Source organism: Azospirillum sp. HJ39 (assembly GCF_041507355.1).
GTDB lineage: Bacteria > Pseudomonadota > Alphaproteobacteria > Azospirillales > Azospirillaceae > Azospirillum > Azospirillum thiophilum.
Window position 1 is genome coordinate 605,973 of sequence record NZ_CP167912.1, and the last position, 22,368, is coordinate 628,340.

Below are 22,368 nucleotides of genomic sequence, written 5' to 3' on the forward strand. Positions count from 1 at the left end.
CGGCAAACCAGTCGGCAACGCTCACAGTGCACCTTGGGAAAATTTTGCAAGCATCTGGATTACCATTGGAATGCTGCCACCAATATCATCGCCGGCGTTGGGAGAGATGCAGCGCATGGTCGGGAACCAGGGCCTGACAGCGGTGCCGAGCTGGGTCCAGTCCCGCCGGCCGAGCCGCCAGACCGGCACGCCCAGCGCCGCAGCCATCTCCCCGGCGGAAGACGCGACGGTGACCGCCAGATCCAGGTTCGCCATCAATGCGGCGGTGCCCTCCAGGTCGGCGGTCTGGTCGAGGTCGTCCCAGCGATGGAGGCGCACGCCATGGCGATGCTCCACCGCCGCGATCTCGTTCTCCCGCCCGTCATATTGCAGGCTGACCACCCGCAGGCCGGTCAAGCGAAGCAACGGCACCCACTGTTCCAGATCGGTGTAGGACCGGCGGCGTTCGGTGGTGACCCGCCGGCTGGTCCAGGCGATGCCGACCGTCAGACCGGCTGCAGAACCGTCCAACCCATCCAGCCGCGCCCGCCAGACGGCGACCCTTTCCGGATCGGCTTTCAACCAGCCGGCAGGCGGGGGAGGATCGGGCACTCTCGGCCACAAAATCCGCGGCAGCGAACCGAAGGGCAGATGGCAGTCCGCATCGGTCGGCCGCCGCGTCGGTGCCCGCACGGCAACGCCGGGGAAGGAGTGCCGGAATAGCGGGACCAGCCGTGGTTCGCATTCGACGATGACGGCATCGGCGCCGAAACGGGCAATGGCCTGTGTCAGCAGCCCGCCGAACATGAGTTCGTCGCCCAGCCCCTGTTCCGCCCACAGCAGCAGGCGGCGTCCAGCCGGATCGTCGCCCTGCCATTCCGGCATCGGCAGAGGACGCGCCGGCCACAGCCGGTTCGAGTCGAAGCGGGCGGCATAATCCTCCCACCCCTCGGCCAACCGGCCTTGGCGCAGGCGTAGGATGGCGCGGTCGAAGCGGGCGAGCGCCTGTAGCGGGTCGGCCTCCAGCGCACGGGTGAATGCCCGTTCCGCGCCAGCCTCGTCACCCAGATCCTGGAGGGCGAGCGCGAGATTGGTATTGGCGGCGGCATAGCCTGGCTGCAGGGACAGGGACTGGCGTTGCAGGGCGGCGGACCGAACGGGCTGGCCCTGGATGCGATGGAGCGTGCCGAGATTGGTCAGCGCCTCCGCCATCCCCGGTGCCAGACTCAAGGCATGGGAAACGGCATGGACCGCTCCGGCGATGCGGTCGCACTGCTGAAGCGAGAGGCCATAGGCATTCCATGCATCGGCATCCGAGGGCTCCAGCGTCAGATAGCGGCGGTAGGCCTGCATCGCGTTGCCGCCGCGGCGTTGCAGAGACCCGGCCAGCGCCAGCACGGCCGAGGCATGATCGGGGCGCCGGTCCAGGGCAGCGCGCAAGGTCGCCTCCCCTTCATCGGCATGCCCGAGATCCAGCAGGGCAAGACCGAGCGCGGCACGCGCCTCCGTCAGTGCGGGGTTGGCGGCCAGCGCATGGCGCAGCAGCGGTTCGGCCTCCGCCGCGCGGCCAAGATTGCGCAGGACGGCGCCGAGATTCCCTTCCGCCTCCACATAGTCGGGGCGGGCACCCAGTGCGGCGCGATAGGCCGTTTCGGCCTCTTCGGCCTTGCCCAGGGCAGTCAGGGCGTTGCCGAGCGTGTTGGCCGCTTCGGGGAACGGGGTTCGCAGGCGCAATGCATTGCGGGCCGCCCGCTCCGCCTCCACCGGGCGCCCCATTGCCTGGAAGGCATAGGCGAGATTGGCATGGTAATCGGGAACGTCGCGCCTTGCCGCCACGGCCTTGCCAATCAGACCGGCCGCCTCGGCGAAGCGGCCGGTCTGGCAGGCGATCATGCCCAACAGATGCAGAGCGTCGGGTTGCCCGGCTTGTGCGGCGAGGGCTTGGCGGTAGAGCGCCTCCGCCTCGGCCAGACGGCCGGCCTGATGCAGCGGCACCGCCTGCCCGACCAGCGCCACGGCCATGGCGGCGGACTTGCCGGCGGCGGTGCCGGAACTGCGCTGCTTGCGTTTCATGCCCGTGCCGTCCCTGTTGGCTACAGGGTAGGGATAGCACGATTCCGGTGGAGCGGAAGGTGGGGGCTTATGCCCCCACACCCGCCGGCGGGGTCGGGGCGGCGTTCACCGGCTCGGCCAACTGGGCATCCACCACGGCGACGGCGGTCATGTTGACCAGACCGCGGGTGGTAACCGACGGGGTGACGATGTGGACCGGCCGCTGGATGCCCAGCAGGATCGGCCCGACATTCTGCGCCTCGCCCAGGATCTTCATCATGTTGAAGGCGATGTTGGCGGCGTCCAGCGTCGGCATCACCAGCAGGTTCGCTTCTCCCTTCAGGCGGCTGTCGGGCAGCACTTCCTTGCGGATAGCCGGGGCGAGGGCCGCGTCGGCATGCATTTCACCGTCGATCTCGACATCCGGCATCTGTTCCGACGCCAGTTCCACGGCGGTCCGCATCTTGCGGGCGGACGGGGTGTCGGCGCTGCCGAAGTTGGAGTGGGACAACAGGGCGACCTTCGGTTCGATGCCGAAGCGCCGCACCTCGTCGGCCGCCAGCCGGGCGATCTCGGCCACCTGCTCGGCAGTCGGGTCGGGGTTGACGTAGGTGTCGGTGATGAAGTGGACGCCCTTCTGCGAGATCAGCGCATTCATGGTCGCGGCGACCTTCACCCCCTCCCGCAGGCCGATCAGGCCGCAGATATGGGCCCAATGCTCGTTGAAGCGGCCGGTGGTGCCGCAGACAAGCGCATCGGCCTCGCCCCGGCGGACCATCAGGGCGCCGAAGACGGTGGGCTGGGTGCGGACCACGTTGGCGGCATGGCTGGGCGAGACGCCGCGGCGGCCCATCAACTTGCGGTAATGCTCGGTGAAATTGTGATAGCGCGGATCGCGGATGATCTCGATCACCTCGACGTCCCGGCCGATCTTGAGGCGCAGGCCCATCTCGGAAATCACCCGCTCGATCACCTCGCGGCGGCCGATCAGCACCGGATGCGCGATGCCGTCGTCGACCGCGACCTGGGCGCAGCGGATGACGCGCGGATCCTCGCCCTCGGCGTAGACGACGCGCTTGGGCGCGGTCTTGGCCTTGGTGATGACCGGCTTCATGAACAGGCCGGAGCGGATGACGTACTGGTTCAACTGGTCCTTGTAGGCACGGAAATCGGCGATCGGCCGGGTGGCGACGCCCGATTCCATGGCGGCGCGGGCGACGGCCGACGACACCTCCACGATCAGGCGGGGATCGAAGGGCTTGGGCAGGATGTAGTCGGGGCCGAAGCGCAGCGTTTCGCCGACATAGGCCGCCGCCACCACGTCCGACGGTTCGGCGCGGGCAAGGTTGGCCATGGCGTGGGTCGCCGCGATCTTCATCTCCTCATTCACCGTGGTGGCACCGACGTCCAGCGCGCCGCGGAAGATGAAGGGGAAGCACAGGACATTGTTGACCTGGTTCGGGAAATCGGAACGGCCGGTGGCGATGATGGCGTCCGGCCGGGCTTCGCGGGCAAGGTCCGGCATGATTTCCGGCTCGGGATTGGCGAGCGCCAGGATCAGCGGCTTGTCGGCCATGCGGGCCAGCAGTTCCGGCTTCAGCACCTTGGCCCCGGACAGGCCGAGGAAGATGTCGGCGCCGTCGATGACCTCGGCCAGTGCCCGGGCCTCCGTCTCCTGCGCATAGGCCTCCTTGTACTCGTTCATCTCCTCGTTGCGGCCCTTGTGGACCACGCCGATGCGGTCGACCAGCCAGACATTCTCGCGGCGGACACCGAGCGACAGCATCAGGTCGAGGCAGGCGATGCCCGCCGCCCCGCCGCCGGTGGAAACGACCTTGACCTTTGAGATGTCCTTGCCGACCAGTGCCAGACCGTTCAGCACCGCGGCGCCCACCACGATGGCGGTGCCGTGCTGGTCGTCGTGGAACACCGGGATCTTCATCCGCTCGCGACAGCGCCGTTCGATCTCGAAGCAGGCGGGAGCGGCGATGTCCTCCAGGTTGATGGCGCCGAAGGTCGGCTCCAGCCGGACGATGGTGTCGACCAGCGCGTCGACGTCCAGCTCGTTCAGTTCGATGTCGAAGCAGTCGATGCCGGCGAATTTCTTGAAGAGGACGGCCTTGCCCTCCATCACCGGCTTGGCGGCGTAGGGACCGATGTGGCCCAGCCCCAGTACGGCGGTGCCGTTGGTGACCACGGCGACCAGATTGGCGCGCGAGGTCAGCTCCGCCGCCTTCGACTGGTCCTCGGCGATGGCGGTGCAGGCGTAGGCCACGCCCGGCGAGTAGGCAAGCGCGAGGTCGCGCTGGTTGGCCATGGGCTTGGTCGCGACGATCGCCAGCTTGCCGGGCCGCGGGTTGCGGTGATACTCGAGCGCCATCGCCTCAAAATCGCCGGACATCGGGTCTCTTCCTCCGGTTAACGTGATTTAGGTTAATTCTTTGTGTCAACTTCACCTGGATCGGGGTTATACCCCATCCGGGGTGCCTGCGCCAACAGTCCCGCCCGAATCGCAAGGGGACGATTCGAACCGAATCGAACCGTCCCCCGTATCTTACAGGATCGGCTGGCGGGCCGAACGGGTCATCTTTGGAATTTCCACATCCGGTCTTGCAGGCTTGCCATGCATGCTTTCGGCGGATCGTCAGATCCGGGCCAGGGCCGGCTCCTTGAAGTGCTGCTGGTATTCGGCGACCGCCTTGCTCTCGTCGAACTCGCCTTCCATTTTGGCGACGACCACGGTGGCGACGCCGTTGCCGATCAGGTTGGTCAGCGCTCGGGCTTCCGACATGAAGCGGTCGACGCCCAGCAGCAGGGCAAGCCCCTCGATCGGCAGGACGCCGGTGGCCGACAGGGTGGCGGCCAGCGTGACGAAGCCGCCGCCGGTGACAGCCGCCGCCCCCTTCGAGGTCAGCATCAGGATGACCAGGATGTAGAGCTGCTGCCAGATGGTCAGATCGACGTTGAAGGCCTGGGCGATGAAGATCGCCGCCATCGACAGATAGATCGAAGTGCCGTCCAGATTGAAGGAATAGCCGGTCGGGATGACGAGGCCGACGACATGCTTGGAGCAGCCGAACTTCTGCATCTTCTCCATCATGCGCGGCAGCACGGACTCCGAGGAGGAGGTGCCGAGTACGATCAGCAGTTCCTGGCGGATGTAGCGGATGAAGCTCCAGATGCTGAAACCATAGGCCTTGGCGATGCCGCCCAGCACGACGAAGATGAAGATCGCCATGGTGATGTAGACCGACGCCATCAACTGGCCCAGCGCGGTCAGCGAGGAGATGCCGTATTTGCCGATGGTGAAGGACATGGCGCCGAAGGCACCGACCGGGGCGACGCGCATCAGGATGCCGATGACACCGAACAGGGCGTGGCCGATCTTGTCGAAGATGTCCTCGACCAGCTTGCCCTTCTGGCCCATGGCGGACAGCGCGACGCCGAACACCACCGCGAAGAACAGGATCTGCAGCATGTCGCCCTGGACGAAGGCGCCGACGACGTTGTCCGGCACGATGCCGACGACGAAGTCGATGAAGCCGTGCTCATGGGCGGAGGTGGCGTATTTCTGCACCGCGTCGGCTTTCAACTGGCCGGGCTGGATGTTCATGCCGGAGCCGGGGCGCACGAGGTTGACGACGATCAGACCGATGCCGAGCGCAAAGGTGGTCACCACCTCGAAATACAGCAGGGCCTTGCCGCCGACCTTGCCGACCTTCTTCAGGTTGCCGATCGAGGAGATGCCGGTGACGACCGTCAGGAAGACGATCGGACCGATCACCATCTTGACCATCTTGATGAACAGGTCGCCCAGCGGCTTCATCTGCACCGCGATGGCCGGATAGAAATGGCCGAGCAGGATGCCAATGCTGATGGCGGTCAGAACCTGGAAGGTCAGGTTGGTGTAGAAGGGCTTCTTCACCGTACCCGGCCGGGCGGCGATCGCGTCTGCGCTCATGGTGCTCTCCTCGAGGTGTTCCAGGGTGGCGTTCCCCGGAACGGCGTTCCTGGCGAGGCGCCCGTTCTTTCGGCCGGCATTCGTGCCGGCTGGGCGGACGGCCTCAACTTGATTGCCATTGAAAGCAAGCGATGGGCCAATTGCTGAATCCAGCAACATCAAGCATTTGCCGAAAGGGCGAGGGCGAAAATCCGCACGACATGGCCCCCGCCGATGTGCGAAAATCCGCACACTTCACAGCGCTGCGGCATCAATATTGCGATGCAGCATGACCAAGGGCGACTTTGCTTAGCGATCCGCACGACCTGGCGACAGATTCGACCGCCCCCATCCCTCCGGCCGCTCCGGCATCGCCTGCGGCGCTGCTGGTGGCGCGGGCGCTCGAACGTCCGCGACGGCTGCTGCTGGTGGCGCTGCTGCTGGGCGTGCCGGTGGCGGCTGCATGCGCTGCCGGCTGGGCCACTTCCCGGGCGCAGGATGAACTGAGGGAGAGCGCCGCGGCGCAGCTGGCTCTCTACGACGCCAACCTGCGGGCCGAGTTGGAGCGGCACGCGGCCATCCCCCTGGCTCTGGCCCAGGATGCCGAGGTGCGCGCCATGCTGGCCGACCCGAATCCGGCCGCGGTGGACAGCCTGAACCGCAAGCTGGAGGACATCGCCCGGGCGCTCGGGGCGCTGGCGCTCTATGTCATGGATGCCCGGGGGCAGACGGTGGCGGCCAGCAACTGGAACAGCCCCGCCAGCTTCGTGGGTGAGAATTTCTCCTACCGGCCCTATTTCCGCATGGCCATCGACCAGGGCGAGGGGCACCATTTCGCGCTCGGCACCACCTCGCTGGTGCCCGGCTATTACACCGCCTATCGGGTGGTGGCGGAAAACCGCACACTGGGGGCGGTGGTGCTGAAGCTCGGCTTCGACCGGTTGGAACGGGCGTGGGCGCCGGGGCAGGAAAAGCTGCTGGTGACCGACCGCGACGGGGTGGTGTTCATCACCAACATGCCGGCCTGGCGCTATCACGCCCTGCCCCGCCGCCTGCCGATCGGCCTGCCGGTGGTGCCGGAGGGGACGAGCGAAGGGCTGGACGTGCTGCCCTGGGCCTTCGGCGGCGCCTCCGACCGCATCGCGCTGGCGGAGAAGGGCGGGCAGCGGCACTATCTGCTGACCTCCGCCGCCATGCCCGGCGGCGACTGGACCCTGCACAGCCTGACCAGCCTGGAACCGGTGACCGCCCGCGCCTGGGTTGCCGGGCTGCTGGCCGCCGCACTGGTGGCAATGGCGGCGCTGACGGCCTACGCGGTGGCGCTCCGCCGGGTGGCACTGGTCGAACGCCTCGCCCTGCAGGAGGAATCCCGGGCCGAGCTGGAGCGCCGCGTCGCTGCGGCGACCGCCGACCTGCGTGCGGCGGAGAACGAATTGACCCAGGCGGCGAAGCTGGCGGCGCTCGGCCAGATGTCGGCCGGCATCGCCCATGAGATCAACCAGCCCTTGGCCGCCATGCGCAGCTTCGCCGACAATGCGGTGGTCCTGCTGGAGCGGGGGCGGACCGACGCGGTGCGCGCCAATCTGGTCGAGATCGCCGAGCTGACCGACCGTATGGCCGCGATCACCCGCCAGCTGAAGGGGTTCGCCCGCCGGGCGTCCGGCACGCTGGGGCCGGTGTCGGTCCATGCCGCGGTGGCGCAGGCGCTGGCCCTGCTGGAATCGAAGTTGCGGCGGGAGGACATCACGGTCGAAGTCGACCTGCCCGACCGGCCGGTCCTGGTGGTGGGCGAGGATGTGCGCCTGCAGCAGGTGCTGGTCAATCTGGTCGGCAACGCCGCCGATGCCATGCGCGGCAGCCCGGTGCGCCGCCTGCGCATCGGGCTGGTCACGGCGGAGGGCGAGGCACTGCTGAGCGTCGCCGACAGCGGCTCCGGCATCGCCGATGCCGCCCTGCCCCGCCTGTTCGTCCCCTTCTTCACCACCAAGGAGGCCGGCGAGGGGCTGGGGCTGGGGCTGTCGATCAGCCACGGAATCGTCGAGGACTTCGGCGGCAGCCTGACCGCCGCCAACCGCAACGGGAAGCCCGGCCATGGCGCCCTCTTCACCCTGCGGCTCAAGACCACGGAGCAGACATCATGAGCCAGCCCCTTCCCGAAAATGCAGGACACGTCCTCTTCGTCGACGACGAGCGGGCGGTGCGGCTGGCCGGGCAGCAGGCGCTGGAGTTGGCTGGCTTCGAGGTCACGGCCTGCGACGGGGCGGAACGGGCGCTCCGCCATCTCGGCCGCGACTGGCCGGGTTGCCTCGTCACCGACGTGCGGATGCCGCAGATGGATGGGCTGGCATTGTTGGCGCGGGTGCGGGAGATCGATCCCGACCTGCCGGTCATCCTGATCACCGGCCATGGCGACGTGCCGATGGCAGTGGAGGCGATGCGCAATGGTGCCTATGATTTCCTGGAAAAGCCCTTCCCGTCCGACCGGTTGACCGAGATCGCCCGGCGGGCGGTGGACAGGCGCCGGCTGGTGATGGAGAACCGCAGGCTGCGGGCACAGATCGCGGGCGGTGCGGGTCCGGGGGAGAGCATCGTCGGCCGCACCCCCGGGATCGAGCGGTTGCGTGCCACCATCGCCGCGGTCGCCGACACCGATGCCGACGTGCTGGTGTTCGGCGAGACCGGCACCGGCAAGGAGATGGTCGCCCGCGCGCTCCACGCTGCCAGCGGCCGGCGCAAGCATCCCTTCGTCGCGCTGAACTGCGGCGCCATGCCGGAAGCGATCTTCGAGAGCGAGTTGTTCGGTCATGAGGCCGGCGCCTTCACCGGGGCCGGCAAGCGGCGGGTCGGGCGGATCGAGCATGCCGGCGGCGGTACCTTGTTCCTCGACGAGATCGAGAGCATGCCGCTGTCGCTGCAGGTCAAGCTGCTGCGGGTGATCCAGGAACGGGTGGTGGAGCCGCTGGGCTCCAACGATCAGGTTCCGGTCGACCTGCGCGTGGTGGCGGCGACGAAAGCCGACCTGAGGCAGGCCGCCGACGCCGGGCGTTTCCGCGCCGACCTCTATTACCGGCTGAACGTGGTGGTGCTGACCATCCCGCCGCTGCGCGAACGGCGCGACGACATCCCGCTGCTGTTCCAGCATTTCGTCGTCCAGGCGGCCACCCGCTACAACCGGGAGCCCCGGACGCCGACCCGCGAGCAGATGCAGCGGCTGATGGGCCAGGACTGGCCCGGCAACGTCCGTGAATTGCGCAACGCCGCCGACCGCTTCGTCCTGGGGCTGGAGGATGTGGCAGCGGCACCGCTCGCCGCCCCGTCGGCGCTGTCGCTGTCCGAGCAGGTCGACCTGTTCGAGAAAGGCCTGATCCAGTCCGAACTCGCCCGCCATCGCGGCAGCGTCAAGGCCGCCGTCGAGGCGCTGAACGTCCCCCGCAAGACCTTCTACGACAAGCTGAAACGCTACGGCCTGAGCCGGGAGGATTTCATCGAATAGCTCCCTCTCCGGTCGAGTTGACATCCCTGACGGCTTGCGGGCCTTACGCCCGGTCCCTATTTGACCTCCCCTGTCGGATGCCGCTTTCGACCGGTCGGGTAGCGGAGCGCCGGGCGGACCTTTCCTTCGTTCCGGCTGTTGTATTGTCAAACGCACAGCATCGACATCGATGGGGACGGCCTGAGAATGTCACCGAGGATTAGCACCATGACCCCCCGTCTCCTTGCGGAGCTTCTGGAACCGATCCTGACCGCCGCGGACGACGACGAGGAGGCCCTGTCGGAAGCCGTGAACCTGACCGCCGAGGCCATGGCGGCGCTTGGCGCCACCGTGCTCGACCCGAGCGGGCAGCCGGCGCGCGGGGTGTCCGATGAACGGGCCGTCGTTGCCGCACTCAACACCCATGCGCACAACCTGATGCGCGACGGCCGGCTGGACGACGTGGTGGAGGCCCTGCAGGTGGCCGAGCGGATCGGCCGCCTCGCCCATCTGCCGCACCACCCGCGGACGGTCTGACAACTCTTAGGGAGAAGGGCGCGGTCGTTCGTGGAAGCGGCTTCGCGGGTGCGGGAATTCCCTCCCTCCGTGCTGTTTGAGCGACGTGCCACCCAGCGCTCAACAGGGGAGAAGCCTCCGTGACCAATGCGCCGCAGCCCAATGTCCTGCCGACCCCACTGGAAGGCGAGTTCCTGTCCCGCCTTCAGGACGACCTGCTGCCGGACCATCTGCTGACCCGCCGCTGGTACGCCGCCAAGGACGCCGGGCGGCCCGCCGCGCGGATCGTCGACGCGCTGCCGCTGCCGTTGCCGAACGGCGCGCTGGCGCAACTCTGCCTGCTGCGGGTCGAACCGCCCGGGCGGGAACCGCAGCTCTACCAGCTTCCCCTGATTCTCGACCACGGCACCGGCGAGGATCCGTCGGTGATCGCCGGGACCGACGGCACGATGCCGGTCGCCGGTCGCCTGCGCGACGGCTATGCCGATGACGGCGTGGTTCGGGCTCTGCTGGCCGCCATCCTCAAGGGCAACCCCCAGGAGGGTGAGACGGCGCTGTCGCCCGGCCTGACCGCCGGCAGCACCCGGGCGTGCCGGGCGCTGGCCCGACGGCTCGACGTCGGGGCACCATTGCACCGGATGAACGCAGAGCAGTCCAACACCTCCATCCGCATCGGCGACGTCGCCATCCTCAAGGGCCTGCGCAAGCTGGAGCCCGGCATTCATCCCGAACTTGAGGTCAGCCGCTTCCTGACCGAAGTCGCCGGCTTCACCAACACCCCGGCGCTGCTGGGGTGGGTCGAGCGCGCCAACAGCTCCGGCTCGACCACCCTGTGCGTGATGCAGGAACTGGTGCCGGAGGCCAAGGACGCCTGGGGACATGTCACCGGATACCTGAACGGCCGCATGGCCGGTTTCGGCGAGGGCGAGGCGGAACGGGCCGGCGATGCCGACAGCATCGCCTTCCTGCGCCTGCTCGGCCGGCGGACGGCGGAGTTGCACCGCGCACTCGCCACTCCCGGCGGCGGTGACGCCTTCACGCCGGAACCGGTGACGTCGGAACGGCTGCGCGACTGGGCGGGCGGTGTGCGCTCCCTGGCCAAGCAGGTGCTGGAACGGCTGCGCGCCACCGGTGCGACCCTCGATCCCGCCATCGCTTCGTCGGCCTCGGCTCTGGCGGAGAGCGAAGCGACTGTGATGGCCCGGATCGATGCGCTGATCCCTGCCGATGCCGATTTCCACGCCATGCGCCTGCATGGCGACTACCACCTGGGACAGGTGCTGGTGTCGCGCGGCGATGTCCAGATCGTCGATTTCGAAGGCGAGCCGATGCGCCCGCTGGCGGAGCGGCGGGCCAAACACTGCATCCTGCGCGACGTCGCCGGCATGCTGCGCTCCATCGCCTATGCCGCCGCCATGGCCCGCAACGCCGTCCCGGCCGGCATCGACGGCGCCTCGGCGGATGCCCGCACCGCCTGGCTGGCCTGGTGGGAGGGCGCGGCGTCCGCCGCCTTCCTGGACGGCTATCGCGACGCAATCGGCGACTGCCCCGGCTTTCCACAGGATCCGAAGGCGGCCACCGGATTGCTGAAGCTGTTCCTCCTGGAAAAGGCGCTGTACGAGGTCGGTTACGAACTGGCCAACCGGCCCGGCTGGGTGGCGATCCCGCTGGCCGGCGTCTCCGCCATTCTCCGCGCCGATGCCGGCCCGGAAATCACCGGGCGCGACCGTGACCGGCTTCCGCCGGTGGACGAGCGGCGACGGAGCCATTCCATGCCCTTCGGTGCCGAGGTGCAGCTCGACGGCTCGGTCCGCTTCTCTCTGTGGGCGCCGACCGCGCCATCGGTCCTCCTGACGCTGGAGGATGGCGGGCAGCCGATGTCGATGGAGGAGATGGGCGACGGCTGGTTCGGCCTGACCACCGCGAGGGCGCATGCCGGCAGCCGTTACCGCTTCGTGCTGCCGGACGGGTTGACGGTCCCCGATCCGGCCTCCCGCTTCCAGCCCGACGATGTGCATGGACCGTCGGAGGTGATCGACCCCAGCCTGCATGTCTGGACCGATGCCGCCTGGACCGGCCGGCCCTGGCACGAGACGGCGCTGTACGAGCTGCATGTCGGCACCTTCACGCCGGAGGGGACCTTCCTGTCGGCCATCGACCGGCTGGACGATCTGGTGGAATTGGGTGTTACCGCGATCGAGTTGATGCCGGTGGCCGATTTCCCCGGAACTCGCAACTGGGGATATGACGGCGTCCTGCCCTTCGCCCCCGACAGCGCCTATGGACGGCCGGAGGATCTGAAGACCCTGGTGCAGGAGGCGCATGCGCGCGGCCTGATGGTCTTCCTCGACGTCGTCTACAATCATTTCGGGCCGGAGGGGAATTATCTCCACGCCTTCGCCGACGCCTTCTTCACCGACCGCCACAAGACCCCCTGGGGAGCCGCGATCAACGTCGCCGACCGGCGCAGCGCGGCGGTGCGGAACTTCTTCATCCACAACGCGCTCTACTGGCTGGAGGAATACCACCTCGACGGGCTGAGGCTGGACGCCGTCCACGCCATCATCGACGACAGCACCCACCATGTGCTGGAGGAATTGGCGGAGCGGGTACACGGCCATTTCCAGAACCGGCGCCATGTCCATCTGGTGCTGGAGAACGACGCCAACCAGGCCCGTTTCCTGGCCCGCCAGCGCGAAGGAGATCCGCGCTGGCACACCGCCCAGTGGAACGACGACCTTCACCATTGCCTGCACAGCGCGGCCACCGGCGAGGATGGCGGCTATTACGCCGATTACGCCCATGACCCGGCCAAGCTGGGTCGCGCACTGGCGGAGGGCTTCGCCTACCAAGGCGACCCGTCGGCCTACCGTGACGGCGAATTGCGCGGCGAGCCGTCGGCGCATCTGCCGCCGACCGCCTTCGTGACCTTCATCCAAAATCACGACCAGATCGGCAACCGCGCCTTCGGCGAGCGCATCGCCCAGATCGCCAAGCCCGAGGCGGTGCGCGCCGCCACCATCCTCTATCTGCTCGGCCCCGGCATTCCCATGCTGTTCATGGGCGAGGAATGGGCGTCGGCGAAGCCCTTCCCCTTCTTCTGCGACTTCGGCGACGAGCTGGCGGAGGCTGTGCGCAAGGGACGGGCAGAGGAGTTCGCCAAGTTCCCCGAATTCCAGGACCCCGATGCCCGCGCCCGCATCCCCGACCCGACGGACACGGCGACGGCGGAGTCCGCCAAGCTGGACTGGGAGGCTCGGCAGCAGCCGGAGCATGCCGGTTGGCTCGACTGGTATCGCCGCGCGCTGTCCCTGCGCCGGGCGGAGATCGTGCCGCGGCTGGACGGCGTTCCCGGCGGTGCCTCAGGCCACACGGTGGTCGGCACGACCGGGCTGACGGTCTGCTGGACGCTCGGCGACGGCAGCCGGCTGCATGCCTTCGCCAATCTGGCTGGCCGGCCGGCCGCCGGCTTCCCGCAAGCGTCCGGGCGCGTGCTGTGGACGGAGGGCGAGGGGCTGCACGGCGACTCGCTCGCCCCCTGGTCGGTGGTGCTGTGGCTGGAGGAAGCCTCGGCGCTCGATCGGCTGGCCGACCGGATGGGCATCGAGCGGTCGTTCGACAACGCCGCGGGGGAAACGGTGACGGCTGGCGAGGACACCGTCCGCGCTCTGCTCGCCGCCATGGGGGTCGAGGCGGGGGACGAGGCGCAGGCGCTTGGCCATCTCGACCGGCTGGACCGGGACGAGAGCGCCCGTGTCCTGCCGCCGGTGGTCGTGCGCCGTGCCGGCGAGGCGGCGGCCGTGCCGGTCACGCTCCCCCACGGCACCCGCACCCTGCGCTACACCCTGACGCTTGAGACCGGGGAGACGCAGAGCGGGGTGGTCGGCTTCGCCAGCCTGCCGCGTTGCCGTTGCATCACCGCCGGCGACGTGACCTATGCGGAGCGCCGGCTGCCGCTGGGCCGGCTGGCCGAGGCCGGCTATCACAGGCTGAGGGTCGAGACCGAGCATGGTGTGGCCGAAACCCGCCTCGTCCTGGCGCCGGCGCGCTGCCATCTGCCGGCAGCGATGCTGAAGGGCGACAAGCTGTGGGGCCTGTCGGTGCAGCTCTACACCCTGCGCAGCGAGCGCAATTGGGGCATCGGCGATTTCGGCGACCTGCGGACGCTGGTCGACATCGCCACGGCGCGCGGGGCGGCGGTGATCGGGCTGAATCCGCTGCACGCGCTGTTCCTCGACAATCCCGAACATGCCAGCCCCTATTCCCCGGCGAGCCGTCTGTTCCTGAATCCGATCTACATCGACGTTACCGCCATACCCGGTTTCCTGGACGATGCGGAGTTGCGCCGGCGGGTGGCGTCACCGGAGTTCAGGCAGACACTGGAGGCGGCACGCACCGCCGCCAATGTCGATTACACCGCGGTCGCCAAGTTGAAGCTGCCGATCCTGGAATTGCTGTTCGCCCGCTTCCTGCAATCGGCCAGTCCGGAGCGCCGTGCCGCCTTCGTCGCCTTCCGGACTGCCGCCGGCATCGGGCTGGAGCGCTTCGCCACCTTCCAGGCGCTGCGCGAACGCTTCGCCGCGGAAGGCAAGGCTGACTGGCACCGATGGCCCGCCGAGTTGCACGAGGCGGAGGCACCGGCCGTCGGGCGCTTCGCCAGGGAACAATCCGACCGCATCGCCTACTTCGCATGGTTGCAATGGGTCGCGGACGGCCAGCTGCGCACCGCGGCCGAACGGGCGACCGAACTGGGCATGGCCATCGGCTTCTACCGGGATCTTGCCGTCGGTGCCGATGCCGGCGGGGCGGAAACCTGGATGACGCCGCAGGCGGTGGTGGATGCCGCCCATGTCGGCGCCCCTCCCGACCTGTTCAACCCGGCCGGCCAGGACTGGGGCCTGCCGCCCTTCCACCCGCGGGCGTTGCGCGAGGCCGGCTACCAGCCCTTCATGGATCTGGTCCGCGCGAACATGCGCCATGCCGGTGCATTGCGCATCGACCATGTGATGGCGCTCCAGCATGTCTATTGGATCCCCGAGGGCCATCCCGCCGGAGAGGGAGTCTATGTCGCCTACCCGATGGAGGAACTGCTGGGCATCCTGGCGCTGGAAAGCCAGCGGCAGCGCTGCCTCGTGGTCGGGGAGGATCTGGGCACGGTGCCCGAGGGTTTCCGTGAGCGGATGACCGAGGCCGGAGTGCTGAGCTACCGCGTCGTCTTCTTCGAATGGACAGAGAGCGGTGCCTTCAAGGGGCCGGACGAGTATCCGGAACTGGCGCTCGCCACCGTCGGCAGCCACGACCTTGCAACGCTGCGCGGCTGGTGGGAAGGCGACGACATCGCCCTGAAGGCGGACAGGGGTCTTTATCCCGCCGCCGACGAAGCGGACAAGCAACGGATCCGCCGCTCCGCCGACCGTACCGCCCTGGTCGATGCGCTGCGCGCCGCCGACATCGCGCTGCCGGCCGGCTTCGGGCCGGACAGCCGCTATGACGACACGCTCGACCATGGGGTGCACGCCTTCCTCGCCCGCACGAAATCGGCGTTAGCGGTGGCGCAGCTGGACGACCTGACCGGCGAGCGCGATCAGGTCAACCTGCCCGGCACCACCGACCAGTATCCCAACTGGCGCCGCAAGCTGTCGATGACGTTGGAGGAACTGGCCGACGCACCGGAACCGGCGGCGGTCGCGGCGATCCTCGCCGCCGCGCGCCCGGCTTCCCGACACTGACCCTCAAACCCGATCTTCCCGTTGGCCGCCTTCCCACAGCAGGAGCACACACCCATGGCCCCCGCCGCCGGCAAGCCCATCCCTCGTGCGACGTACCGGGTCCAGCTGAATGGCGCGTTCGGCTTCGACCGCACCGCCGCCATCGCCGACTACATAGCCCGGCTGGGCGCCAGCCACCTCTATGCCTCGCCCTACATGAAGGCGCGGCCGGGCAGCACCCACGGTTACGACATCGTCGACCACAACGCCCTCAATCCGGAACTGGGCGACCAGAACGCCTTCCAGGAGATGGTCGGGGCGTTGAAGCGCAACAGCCTTGGCCAGATCCTGGATTTCGTGCCGAACCACATGGGCGTCGGCGGCTCGGACAATGAATGGTGGTTGAATGTGCTGGAGTGGGGCGAGGAAAGCCCGTATTCCGGGTATTTCGACATCGAATGGGACTCCGACTACCGCTATCTCCAGGGCAAGCTGCTGGTCCCAGTCCTGGGCGACCAGTACGGCGCGGTGCTGATGTCGGGCGGGCTGGAGCTGCGCTTCGATCAGGAAACCGGCAGCTTTGCCGTCTGGGCCTATGACAGCCACAAATTGCCGGTGCGGCCCCAGGATTACGGCATCGTCCTTGGCGACGACCATCCGGATCTGGAACGGATCGGCGACGCCTTCACCCATCTCGCCTACGCCCGGCCCCACCAGATCCCGCGGGCGGCCGTTCAGAAGGCGGAGCTGGCGACGCTGGTCGCCGCCCGGCCCGACGTCGCCGAAGCCATTGCCCAGCGGCTGACGGCGTTTCGCGGATATTCCGGGGAAATGGAAAGCTGGGGCCACCTGCACGAGTTGATCGGCCGCCAGAACTGGCGTGTCGCTTATTTCAAGGTGGCGGCCGACGACATCAACTACCGACGCTTCTTCAACATCAACGAGCTGGCCGGCCTGCGCATGGACGAGCCGGAGCTGTTCGACGTCGCCCACCGGATGGTGCTGGCGATGGTGAAGGACGGCACGCTCGACGGCATCCGCATCGATCATATCGACGGGCTGATCGACCCCAAGGGCTATTGCGAGCGGCTTGCCGAGGCGGCGGGAACCCCCTTCTACCTGGTGGTGGAGAAGATCCTCGCCCGTCATGAACGCCTGCGCGAGGACTGGCCGATCGACGGCACCACCGGCTACGAGTTCGCCAACCTCATGGGCGGCCTGTTCGTCGATCCCAAGGGAGAGGAGGCCTTTTCCCGTCTCTATGCCGGCTTCATCGGCCGCGACGAGCCGTTCGAGGAGGTGGTGCGCAAATCCAAGATCCGGATCATGGAAAGCGAGATGGCGAGCGAGCTCAATGTGCTGTCGCGCAAGGCGTCGCGCATCGCCCGCTCCAATCCAGCGACCGCCGATTTCACCGCCAACATCCTGCATCAGGCCTTGAAGGAGACGATCGCCCGTTTCCCCGTCTACCGCACCTATGTCGACGGGACAGGGCCCACCGATCTCGACCGCCGCGACATCGATTGGGCGATCTCCCAGGCACGGCGGGTCGCACAGGGGCCGGACGAATCGGTCTATGATTTCCTGCAGCGGCTGCTGACCACCGATCTGGTGGCTGCACCCAAGAGCGGCTACAGCCACCGGCAGGTCACCCGCTTCGCCATGCGCTTCCAGCAATATAGCGGACCGGTGATGGCGAAGGGGCTGGAGGACACCGCCTTCTACCGCTACAACCGGCTGGTCGCGCTGAACGAGGTCGGCGGCCATCCCGACCATTTCGGGGTCAGCGTCTCCGCCTTCCACCGCGCCAACCAGGACCGCGCCCGCAACTGGCCGGGCAACATGCTGTCCAGCACCACCCACGACACCAAGCGCGGCGAGGACACCCGCGCGCGCCTCTATGCCCTGTCGGAGATGCCGGAGGATTGGGAAAGGCAGGTCCAGACCTGGAGCCGCCTGCTGCGGGCACGGCGAGGCGACGTGGAGGGCACCGCCCCGCCGGACCGCAACGACGAGTATCTGTTCTACCAGCTGCTGCTCGGGGCTTGGCCGGTCGAACTGACCGGCGCGTCACCCGACCGGATCGACCAGTCGGCGATGACCGCATTCGCCGAGCGCATCGTCGGCGCCATGACCAAGTCGATGCGCGAGGCCAAGTTGCATTCGACCTGGGCGGCGCCCAACGAGGCCTACGAATCGGCCGTGGTTGGATTCGTCCATGATGCGCTGGACGTCACCCGCCGCAATGCCTTCCTTGAAGCCTTCCTGCCCTTCCAGGCGACGCTGGCACGCATCGGCATGGTCAACGGGCTGGCCCAGACCCTGCTGAAGCTGACCAGCCCCGGGGTACCCGACATCTACCAGGGCTGCGAGCTGTGGAACCTCAGCCTCGTCGATCCCGACAACCGGTCGCCGGTCGATTATGAGGCGCGGCACACCCTCTTGGACGAGGTGGAGTATGTGGTGGAACGGGGCGCCGTGGCCGGACTGCTGGAACGCTGGACCGATGGCGCCATCAAGCTGGCCGTGACCCGGCAAGCCCTGGCCCTGCGCGCCGAAAAGCCGGAACTCTTTGCCTCGGGCGAGTATCTGCCGCTGGAGGCGACCGGTGAGCGCGCCGACCATGTCGTCGCCTATGCGCGGCGCAGCGGCGAGGACAGCGTGGTGGTTGCGGTGCCGCGGCTGGTGGGCCGGCTGGGCGAAAACCCGGACTGGGGCAACACCGCCATCCCGCTGCCGCGCGGCACCCGATGGCGCGACCGGCTGACCGGGAAGGAGGTCGAAGGGCAAGACGCGGTATCGCTCGCCACGCTGTTCGCCGATCTCCCGATAGCCCTGCTGTCTCGAGACGGCTGACGAGCGGCGCGGCCAATCGAAAGGGGCGCGCGATCACTCGCACGCCCCTTTCCCATTACGGCCGAAACCGATCAACGGACGGTGCTGCCCGTGCTGGGGGACGAAGGCTGCTGCGTGCCGACCGGACCGTCGGAACCGCTCCCCATCGAGCCGCTGTTGCCCAGGCTGTTGCCGCCGGTGCCGTTGGTCGCCCCAGAGGAGCCGGTGCCCGTCATCGAACCGTTACCCGTGGAAGAGCCGCTGGACCCGGCCGTCCCGCTCTTGCTGTCGACGCCACCCATGGTGCCGCAGCCGAGCGCATTGGTGGGCGAACAGGGCGGATTGGTCTGGTTGGAATTGGTGGTGGAACCGGCGCTGTTGGCCGCCGGACTGCCGGAAATGGAGTTGCTGTCGGCCGCAGTGGCTGGCGCGGCGAGCAGGGCTAGGGCAGTGGCTGCGCCGATCATCAGGCTCTTCATTGCGTTTCCTTTCGCTGTACATACCCGTCGCCGCTATCGCGGCGGCAAGGCTGCGTGGTTCTGGGAACCCGGGAGTCGCTTTCGGTTGGTCGATCCACGGGGAAGAGGACCGGCCGATCCGCTCCCGTCCCCGCTTTCCCAGACCACAACAGCGGAATTGCGGATTGATTGCGCCCCTTCCCGCTCGTCGAAACGAACGGATCGGATTGCATGAAACCGGACTCGATTCGAAGCGTGAACCCGACCGCCGAACTGCAGTCTGCCAAAGCTGCCGCGGTCCATGCCCGGAAACGACGAAGCCCGCCGACCGGCGGGCTTCCGAACGCTGCGGCGGCTGTGCATCAGGTCAGGCGGTATGCGCCTTGGGCAGGACCGCAGCGGTCACTGCCGAACCGGTGAACAGTTCCAGCGCCGCAGGCTTGAAGGAGGGGCGCAGGCCGCTCAGGATCTCGCTTGCGGTGCCGATGGCCTGGACCAGCGCGTCCGGCATCACCGGTTTGCGCAGCAGGCCCATGGCGAAGCTCCGCGCTTCCGCCGCATGGTGATCGAAACCGGTCATCAACAGCGACGGAACGCCATTCTCCTCCCACAGCCGCCGGGCCAGCACGAGGCCGTTCTCTCCACCGGCGAGATTGACGTCGACCAGCGCCAGGTCGGGACACTCGCGGGCACCGACCCGCGCGGCCTTGGCGGCATCGCGCAGCGGTCCGACCACGGTGTAGCCCGCATTCTCCAGAACGGCCTTCACAGCCGGACCGATCAGCGGATCGTCCTCGACGACAAGCAACTTCAAGACGGCATGCTCCCTTGATGCACGGTGCGGGCTTATAGCCCGCCCGGATCGGATTCCGAAGCCTCTTGGCTTCGATCGACTGAACCGCCCATGTTTGTCGCGGTTCCGTCCCGTTCAAGAGGTCGAAGGGGTACCCCCTTCCGGCTGTGGCGGCCAATCGAACGTCGGGGAAGGAAACATACACCATCGCAGCCTGTTTTACCCCGACGCGAGAGAGGAAAAGAGCAATGGCTTTCGTTGAACTGACCGATACATCCGGAGACTCCATTCTGGTGAATCCCCTGTGCGTCGCCTGTCTGCGTGACGCCGCCGATGGTGACACCGACCTGTATCTGACCGGCCGGGGCGAGCCGTTACGGATGAAGGGCACACCGGCGGACATCGCCCGTCTCCTGGAAGATGCGGCCCCCACCCCGCCGGACCCGACCTTGTCGCTGCTGGCCTAAGTCGTTGCCGGCCTAAGTCGTTGCCGGTCGAACAGCAGGCTCAACCGCGGGGGTAGTCGGGCGCCCTCTTCTCGAAGAAGGCGGCGATCCCCTCCGCCGCCTCCGCGCCGTGCAACGCCTCGACGAAAAAGGCGGCTTCGCGGTCGAGCTGCGCGTCGGGCGCGCCGAACCCGCTTTCGATCAGCCGCTTGGCCCGGCCGATGGCGAGCGTCGGTCCGGCGGCCAGCCGCTCCGCCCAAGCCGTCGCCTCGGCCAGAGCGGCACCGGGGGCGACCAGCCGATTGACGATGGCAAGCTGGGCCAGCCGTTCCGCACCGATCCTGCCTCCTTCGAACATGATCTCCGCCGCCAGTTGCGGCGTCGCCGCGCGGGCGAGGAAGGCCGTCGCCCCGCCGTCCGGATTCAGCCCGACCTTCACATAGGCCAAGGTGAACGTTGCGTCCTCGGCAGCCACGATCAGGTCGCAGCCGAGCGCAATGGAAAAACCCGCGCCCGCGGCTGCCCCCTCGACCGCGGCGACCACCGGCTTGGGGCAGGCGCGCATGGCGCGGGTCCAGCCGTGGAAAAGCTCCAGGTTGGCCCGGATCACCTCCGGATCGGACTTGGCGTTGCCGAGCAGTGCCCCGAGATTGCCGCCGGAACTGAAGGTTCCGCCCGCCCCGGTCAGTACGACTGCACCGACATCCGGGTCCGCCGCCGCCTGGTCCAGCGCGTTGCGGGCAGTCGCCATCATGTCCGGCCCAAGCGCGTTCCTGGTGGCCGCGTCGTCCATTGTCAACACCATCACGCGCCCCTGATGCGCAACGGTCAGTCGTCCCGTCATGGTTCGGTTCCCTCCCGGTTCTCGCTGCCCGGCCGGTATTTGAACATGCCTTCCGACGTGGCGATCAGGGCGCCGGTGTCCCGGTGGCGGATTTCAGCCGCGACACCGATGATCTTGCGTCCACCGCCGCGCAGCCGGCCGGTGGCGACCAGCGTACCGGTGCGCGCCTGCCCCAGGAAGCTCGTGGACAGCGACAGCGTCACCACCCGCCGGACCCGGCCGGGAACGGGACAATATGTCGCCGAAAATCCGGAAACCGTGTCCAGAAGCGTTGCCAGCACCCCGCCATGGACCACCCCGGCACGGTTCAGGTGGCGGTGGTCGACGGTCAGTTGCAGCTCCGCCTCGCCCTCCTCCCAGCGACTCAGGACATAACCGAGCAACGTTTGGAAGCCCGATGACGGCTCTCCCTTCAACAGATCGTCCATACCCATTCCCATCACGCGGCCGTTTCGTGCACGAAGCGAGGCAAATGAAATCCAATCCTGTTTTGCAAAACAAGTCCACGGAACCGGAGAGCTGCCTCGCGTCTGTTCGGGCTTGCCAGCCGGCACGAAGCGGTTAACCTTTCGCGAAAATCACTGGAGGGTTTGGGATGATCGACCTTTATTTCTGGCCGACGCCGAATGGCCACAAGATCACGATTTTCCTCGAGGAAGCCGGGCTGGACTACCGGTTCGAACCGGTGAACATCTCTGCGGGCGACCAGTTCAAGCCGGAATTCCTGGCCTTCTCGCCCAACAACCGCATGCCGGCGATCGTCGACCGCGCCCCCGCCGACGGCGGCGAACCGATCACCGTGTTCGAATCCGGCGCCATCCTGGTCTATCTTGCCGAAAAGACCGGAAAATTCCTGCCCGCCGACGTGCGCGGACGCAAGACGGTGTTGGAATGGCTGTTCTGGCAGGTCGGCGGACTGGGGCCGATGGCCGGACAGAATCATCACTTCGTCCAGTATGCGCCGGAGCGCATCCCCTATGCCATGGAGCGCTACGTCAAGGAAACCGGGCGCCTCTACGGCGTGATGGACAAGCGGCTGGCCGCCAACGAGTTCCTGGGTGGGGCGGAGCTGTCCATCGCCGACATGGCGAGCTATCCCTGGGTCGTCCCGCATGAGCGCCAGCAGCAGAATTTGGACGATTTCCCCAATCTGAAGCGCTGGTTCGATGCGATCAAGGACCGCCCGGCGGTGGTGCGCGCCTATGAGAAGGGACAGGCGGTGAACCCCAACCGCACGCCCACGGTGAACGAGGAAAGCAAGAAGATCCTGTTCGGCCAGTCGGCCGATACGGTCAAGCGCTGAGCTTTCCTCCACTGCACTCTCT

14 protein-coding genes are annotated in these 22,368 nt (G+C 67.8%); 7 read left to right on the forward strand and 7 right to left on the reverse strand.

All coding sequences use genetic code 11. The features are described 5' to 3' along the window. Positions 1–21: 21 nt before the first annotated feature. The 3 genes from ABMY26_RS30290 to ABMY26_RS30300 form a co-directional block, all read right to left on the reverse strand. Positions 22–2,052: a tetratricopeptide repeat protein gene (locus ABMY26_RS30290; protein WP_372399219.1), complete on the reverse strand. Its 2,031-nt coding sequence runs from the start codon at positions 2,050–2,052 to the stop codon at positions 22–24. A gap of 67 nt (positions 2,053–2,119) precedes the next feature. Next, complete coding sequence (locus tag ABMY26_RS30295) at positions 2,120–4,432, reverse strand: NADP-dependent malic enzyme (protein ID WP_372399220.1); 2,313 nt, start codon at positions 4,430–4,432, stop codon at positions 2,120–2,122. 243 nt (positions 4,433–4,675) lie between these two features. After that, entirely contained in the window at positions 4,676–5,992 is a 1,317-nt protein-coding gene (locus ABMY26_RS30300; protein ID WP_372399221.1) for a dicarboxylate/amino acid:cation symporter, read from the reverse strand. A gap of 284 nt (positions 5,993–6,276) precedes the next feature. Between ABMY26_RS30300 and ABMY26_RS30305 the strand changes: the two genes are divergently transcribed. The 5 genes from ABMY26_RS30305 (at position 6,277) to treY (ending at position 18,523) form a co-directional block, all read left to right on the forward strand. After that, positions 6,277–8,112 (forward strand): ATP-binding protein, encoded by a 1,836-nt coding sequence (locus ABMY26_RS30305; protein WP_372399222.1) that lies wholly within the window; start codon positions 6,277–6,279, stop codon positions 8,110–8,112. After that, positions 8,109–9,464, forward strand: a complete 1,356-nt coding sequence (locus ABMY26_RS30310) for a sigma-54-dependent transcriptional regulator (RefSeq protein ID WP_372399223.1) — start codon at positions 8,109–8,111, stop codon at positions 9,462–9,464. Before ABMY26_RS30305 ends, ABMY26_RS30310 begins: the two co-directional genes overlap by 4 nt. 207 nt (positions 9,465–9,671) lie before the next feature. After that, entirely contained in the window at positions 9,672–9,980 is a 309-nt protein-coding gene (locus ABMY26_RS30315) for a hypothetical protein (protein ID WP_372399224.1), read from the forward strand. 119 nt (positions 9,981–10,099) lie between these two features. Then, on the forward strand, positions 10,100–15,688 hold the full coding sequence (gene treZ / locus ABMY26_RS30320) for a malto-oligosyltrehalose trehalohydrolase (protein WP_372399225.1): 5,589 nt from the start codon (positions 10,100–10,102) through the stop codon (positions 15,686–15,688). A 54-nt stretch (positions 15,689–15,742) separates the two neighbouring features. Further along, the gene (gene treY / locus ABMY26_RS30325) at positions 15,743–18,523 is read left to right on the forward strand and encodes a malto-oligosyltrehalose synthase (RefSeq protein WP_372399226.1); all 2,781 of its coding nucleotides are present in this window, start codon (positions 15,743–15,745) and stop codon (positions 18,521–18,523) included. Between the two features lie 71 nt (positions 18,524–18,594). Here the strand turns inward: treY and ABMY26_RS30330 are convergent, their stop codons facing one another. Both ABMY26_RS30330 and ABMY26_RS30335 read right to left on the reverse strand, forming a co-directional pair. Then, the gene (locus tag ABMY26_RS30330) at positions 18,595–18,981 is read right to left on the reverse strand and encodes a hypothetical protein (protein WP_372399227.1); all 387 of its coding nucleotides are present in this window, start codon (positions 18,979–18,981) and stop codon (positions 18,595–18,597) included. A 346-nt stretch (positions 18,982–19,327) separates the two neighbouring features. Continuing rightward, positions 19,328–19,774, reverse strand: a complete 447-nt coding sequence (locus tag ABMY26_RS30335) for a response regulator (protein WP_372399228.1) — start codon at positions 19,772–19,774, stop codon at positions 19,328–19,330. A 227-nt stretch (positions 19,775–20,001) separates the two neighbouring features. Here ABMY26_RS30335 and ABMY26_RS30340 point away from each other — a divergent pair, with 227 nt between their 5' ends. Then, a complete protein-coding gene (locus ABMY26_RS30340) occupies positions 20,002–20,220 on the forward strand; it encodes a hypothetical protein (RefSeq protein WP_372399229.1) in 219 nt (72 codons plus the stop codon). A 40-nt stretch (positions 20,221–20,260) separates the two neighbouring features. On the opposite strand, the gene ABMY26_RS30345 is transcribed toward ABMY26_RS30340, so the two are convergent. Next, positions 20,261–21,043, reverse strand: a complete 783-nt coding sequence (locus tag ABMY26_RS30345) for an oxepin-CoA hydrolase, alternative type (protein ID WP_372399230.1) — start codon at positions 21,041–21,043, stop codon at positions 20,261–20,263. Further along, the gene (locus ABMY26_RS30350; RefSeq protein ID WP_372399231.1) at positions 21,040–21,471 is read right to left on the reverse strand and encodes a PaaI family thioesterase; all 432 of its coding nucleotides are present in this window, start codon (positions 21,469–21,471) and stop codon (positions 21,040–21,042) included. Before ABMY26_RS30350 ends, ABMY26_RS30345 begins: the two co-directional genes overlap by 4 nt. A gap of 167 nt (positions 21,472–21,638) precedes the next feature. Between ABMY26_RS30350 and ABMY26_RS30355 the strand changes: the two genes are divergently transcribed. Beyond that, the gene (locus tag ABMY26_RS30355; RefSeq protein WP_045584521.1) at positions 21,639–22,346 is read left to right on the forward strand and encodes a glutathione binding-like protein; all 708 of its coding nucleotides are present in this window, start codon (positions 21,639–21,641) and stop codon (positions 22,344–22,346) included. The last annotated feature ends 22 nt before the right edge of the window (positions 22,347–22,368 follow it).

What these genes read in the sequence shown, in the direction of transcription:
- ABMY26_RS30290 (WP_372399219.1), bottom strand. Translation starts at nt 2,052, where the DNA reads ATGAAACGCAAGCAGCGCAGTTCCGGCACCGCCGCCGGCAAGTCCGCC.
- ABMY26_RS30295 (WP_372399220.1), bottom strand. Translation starts at nt 4,432, where the DNA reads ATGTCCGGCGATTTTGAGGCGATGGCGCTCGAGTATCACCGCAACCCG.
- ABMY26_RS30300 (WP_372399221.1), bottom strand. Translation starts at nt 5,992, where the DNA reads ATGAGCGCAGACGCGATCGCCGCCCGGCCGGGTACGGTGAAGAAGCCC.
- ABMY26_RS30310 (WP_372399223.1), top strand. Translation starts at nt 8,109, where the DNA reads ATGAGCCAGCCCCTTCCCGAAAATGCAGGACACGTCCTCTTCGTCGAC.
- ABMY26_RS30315 (WP_372399224.1), top strand. Translation starts at nt 9,672, where the DNA reads ATGACCCCCCGTCTCCTTGCGGAGCTTCTGGAACCGATCCTGACCGCC.
- treY (WP_372399226.1), top strand. Translation starts at nt 15,743, where the DNA reads ATGGCCCCCGCCGCCGGCAAGCCCATCCCTCGTGCGACGTACCGGGTC.
- ABMY26_RS30330 (WP_372399227.1), bottom strand. Translation starts at nt 18,981, where the DNA reads ATGAAGAGCCTGATGATCGGCGCAGCCACTGCCCTAGCCCTGCTCGCC.
- ABMY26_RS30340 (WP_372399229.1), top strand. Translation starts at nt 20,002, where the DNA reads ATGGCTTTCGTTGAACTGACCGATACATCCGGAGACTCCATTCTGGTG.
- ABMY26_RS30345 (WP_372399230.1), bottom strand. Translation starts at nt 21,043, where the DNA reads ATGACGGGACGACTGACCGTTGCGCATCAGGGGCGCGTGATGGTGTTG.
- ABMY26_RS30350 (WP_372399231.1), bottom strand. Translation starts at nt 21,471, where the DNA reads ATGGACGATCTGTTGAAGGGAGAGCCGTCATCGGGCTTCCAAACGTTG.
- ABMY26_RS30355 (WP_045584521.1), top strand. Translation starts at nt 21,639, where the DNA reads ATGATCGACCTTTATTTCTGGCCGACGCCGAATGGCCACAAGATCACG.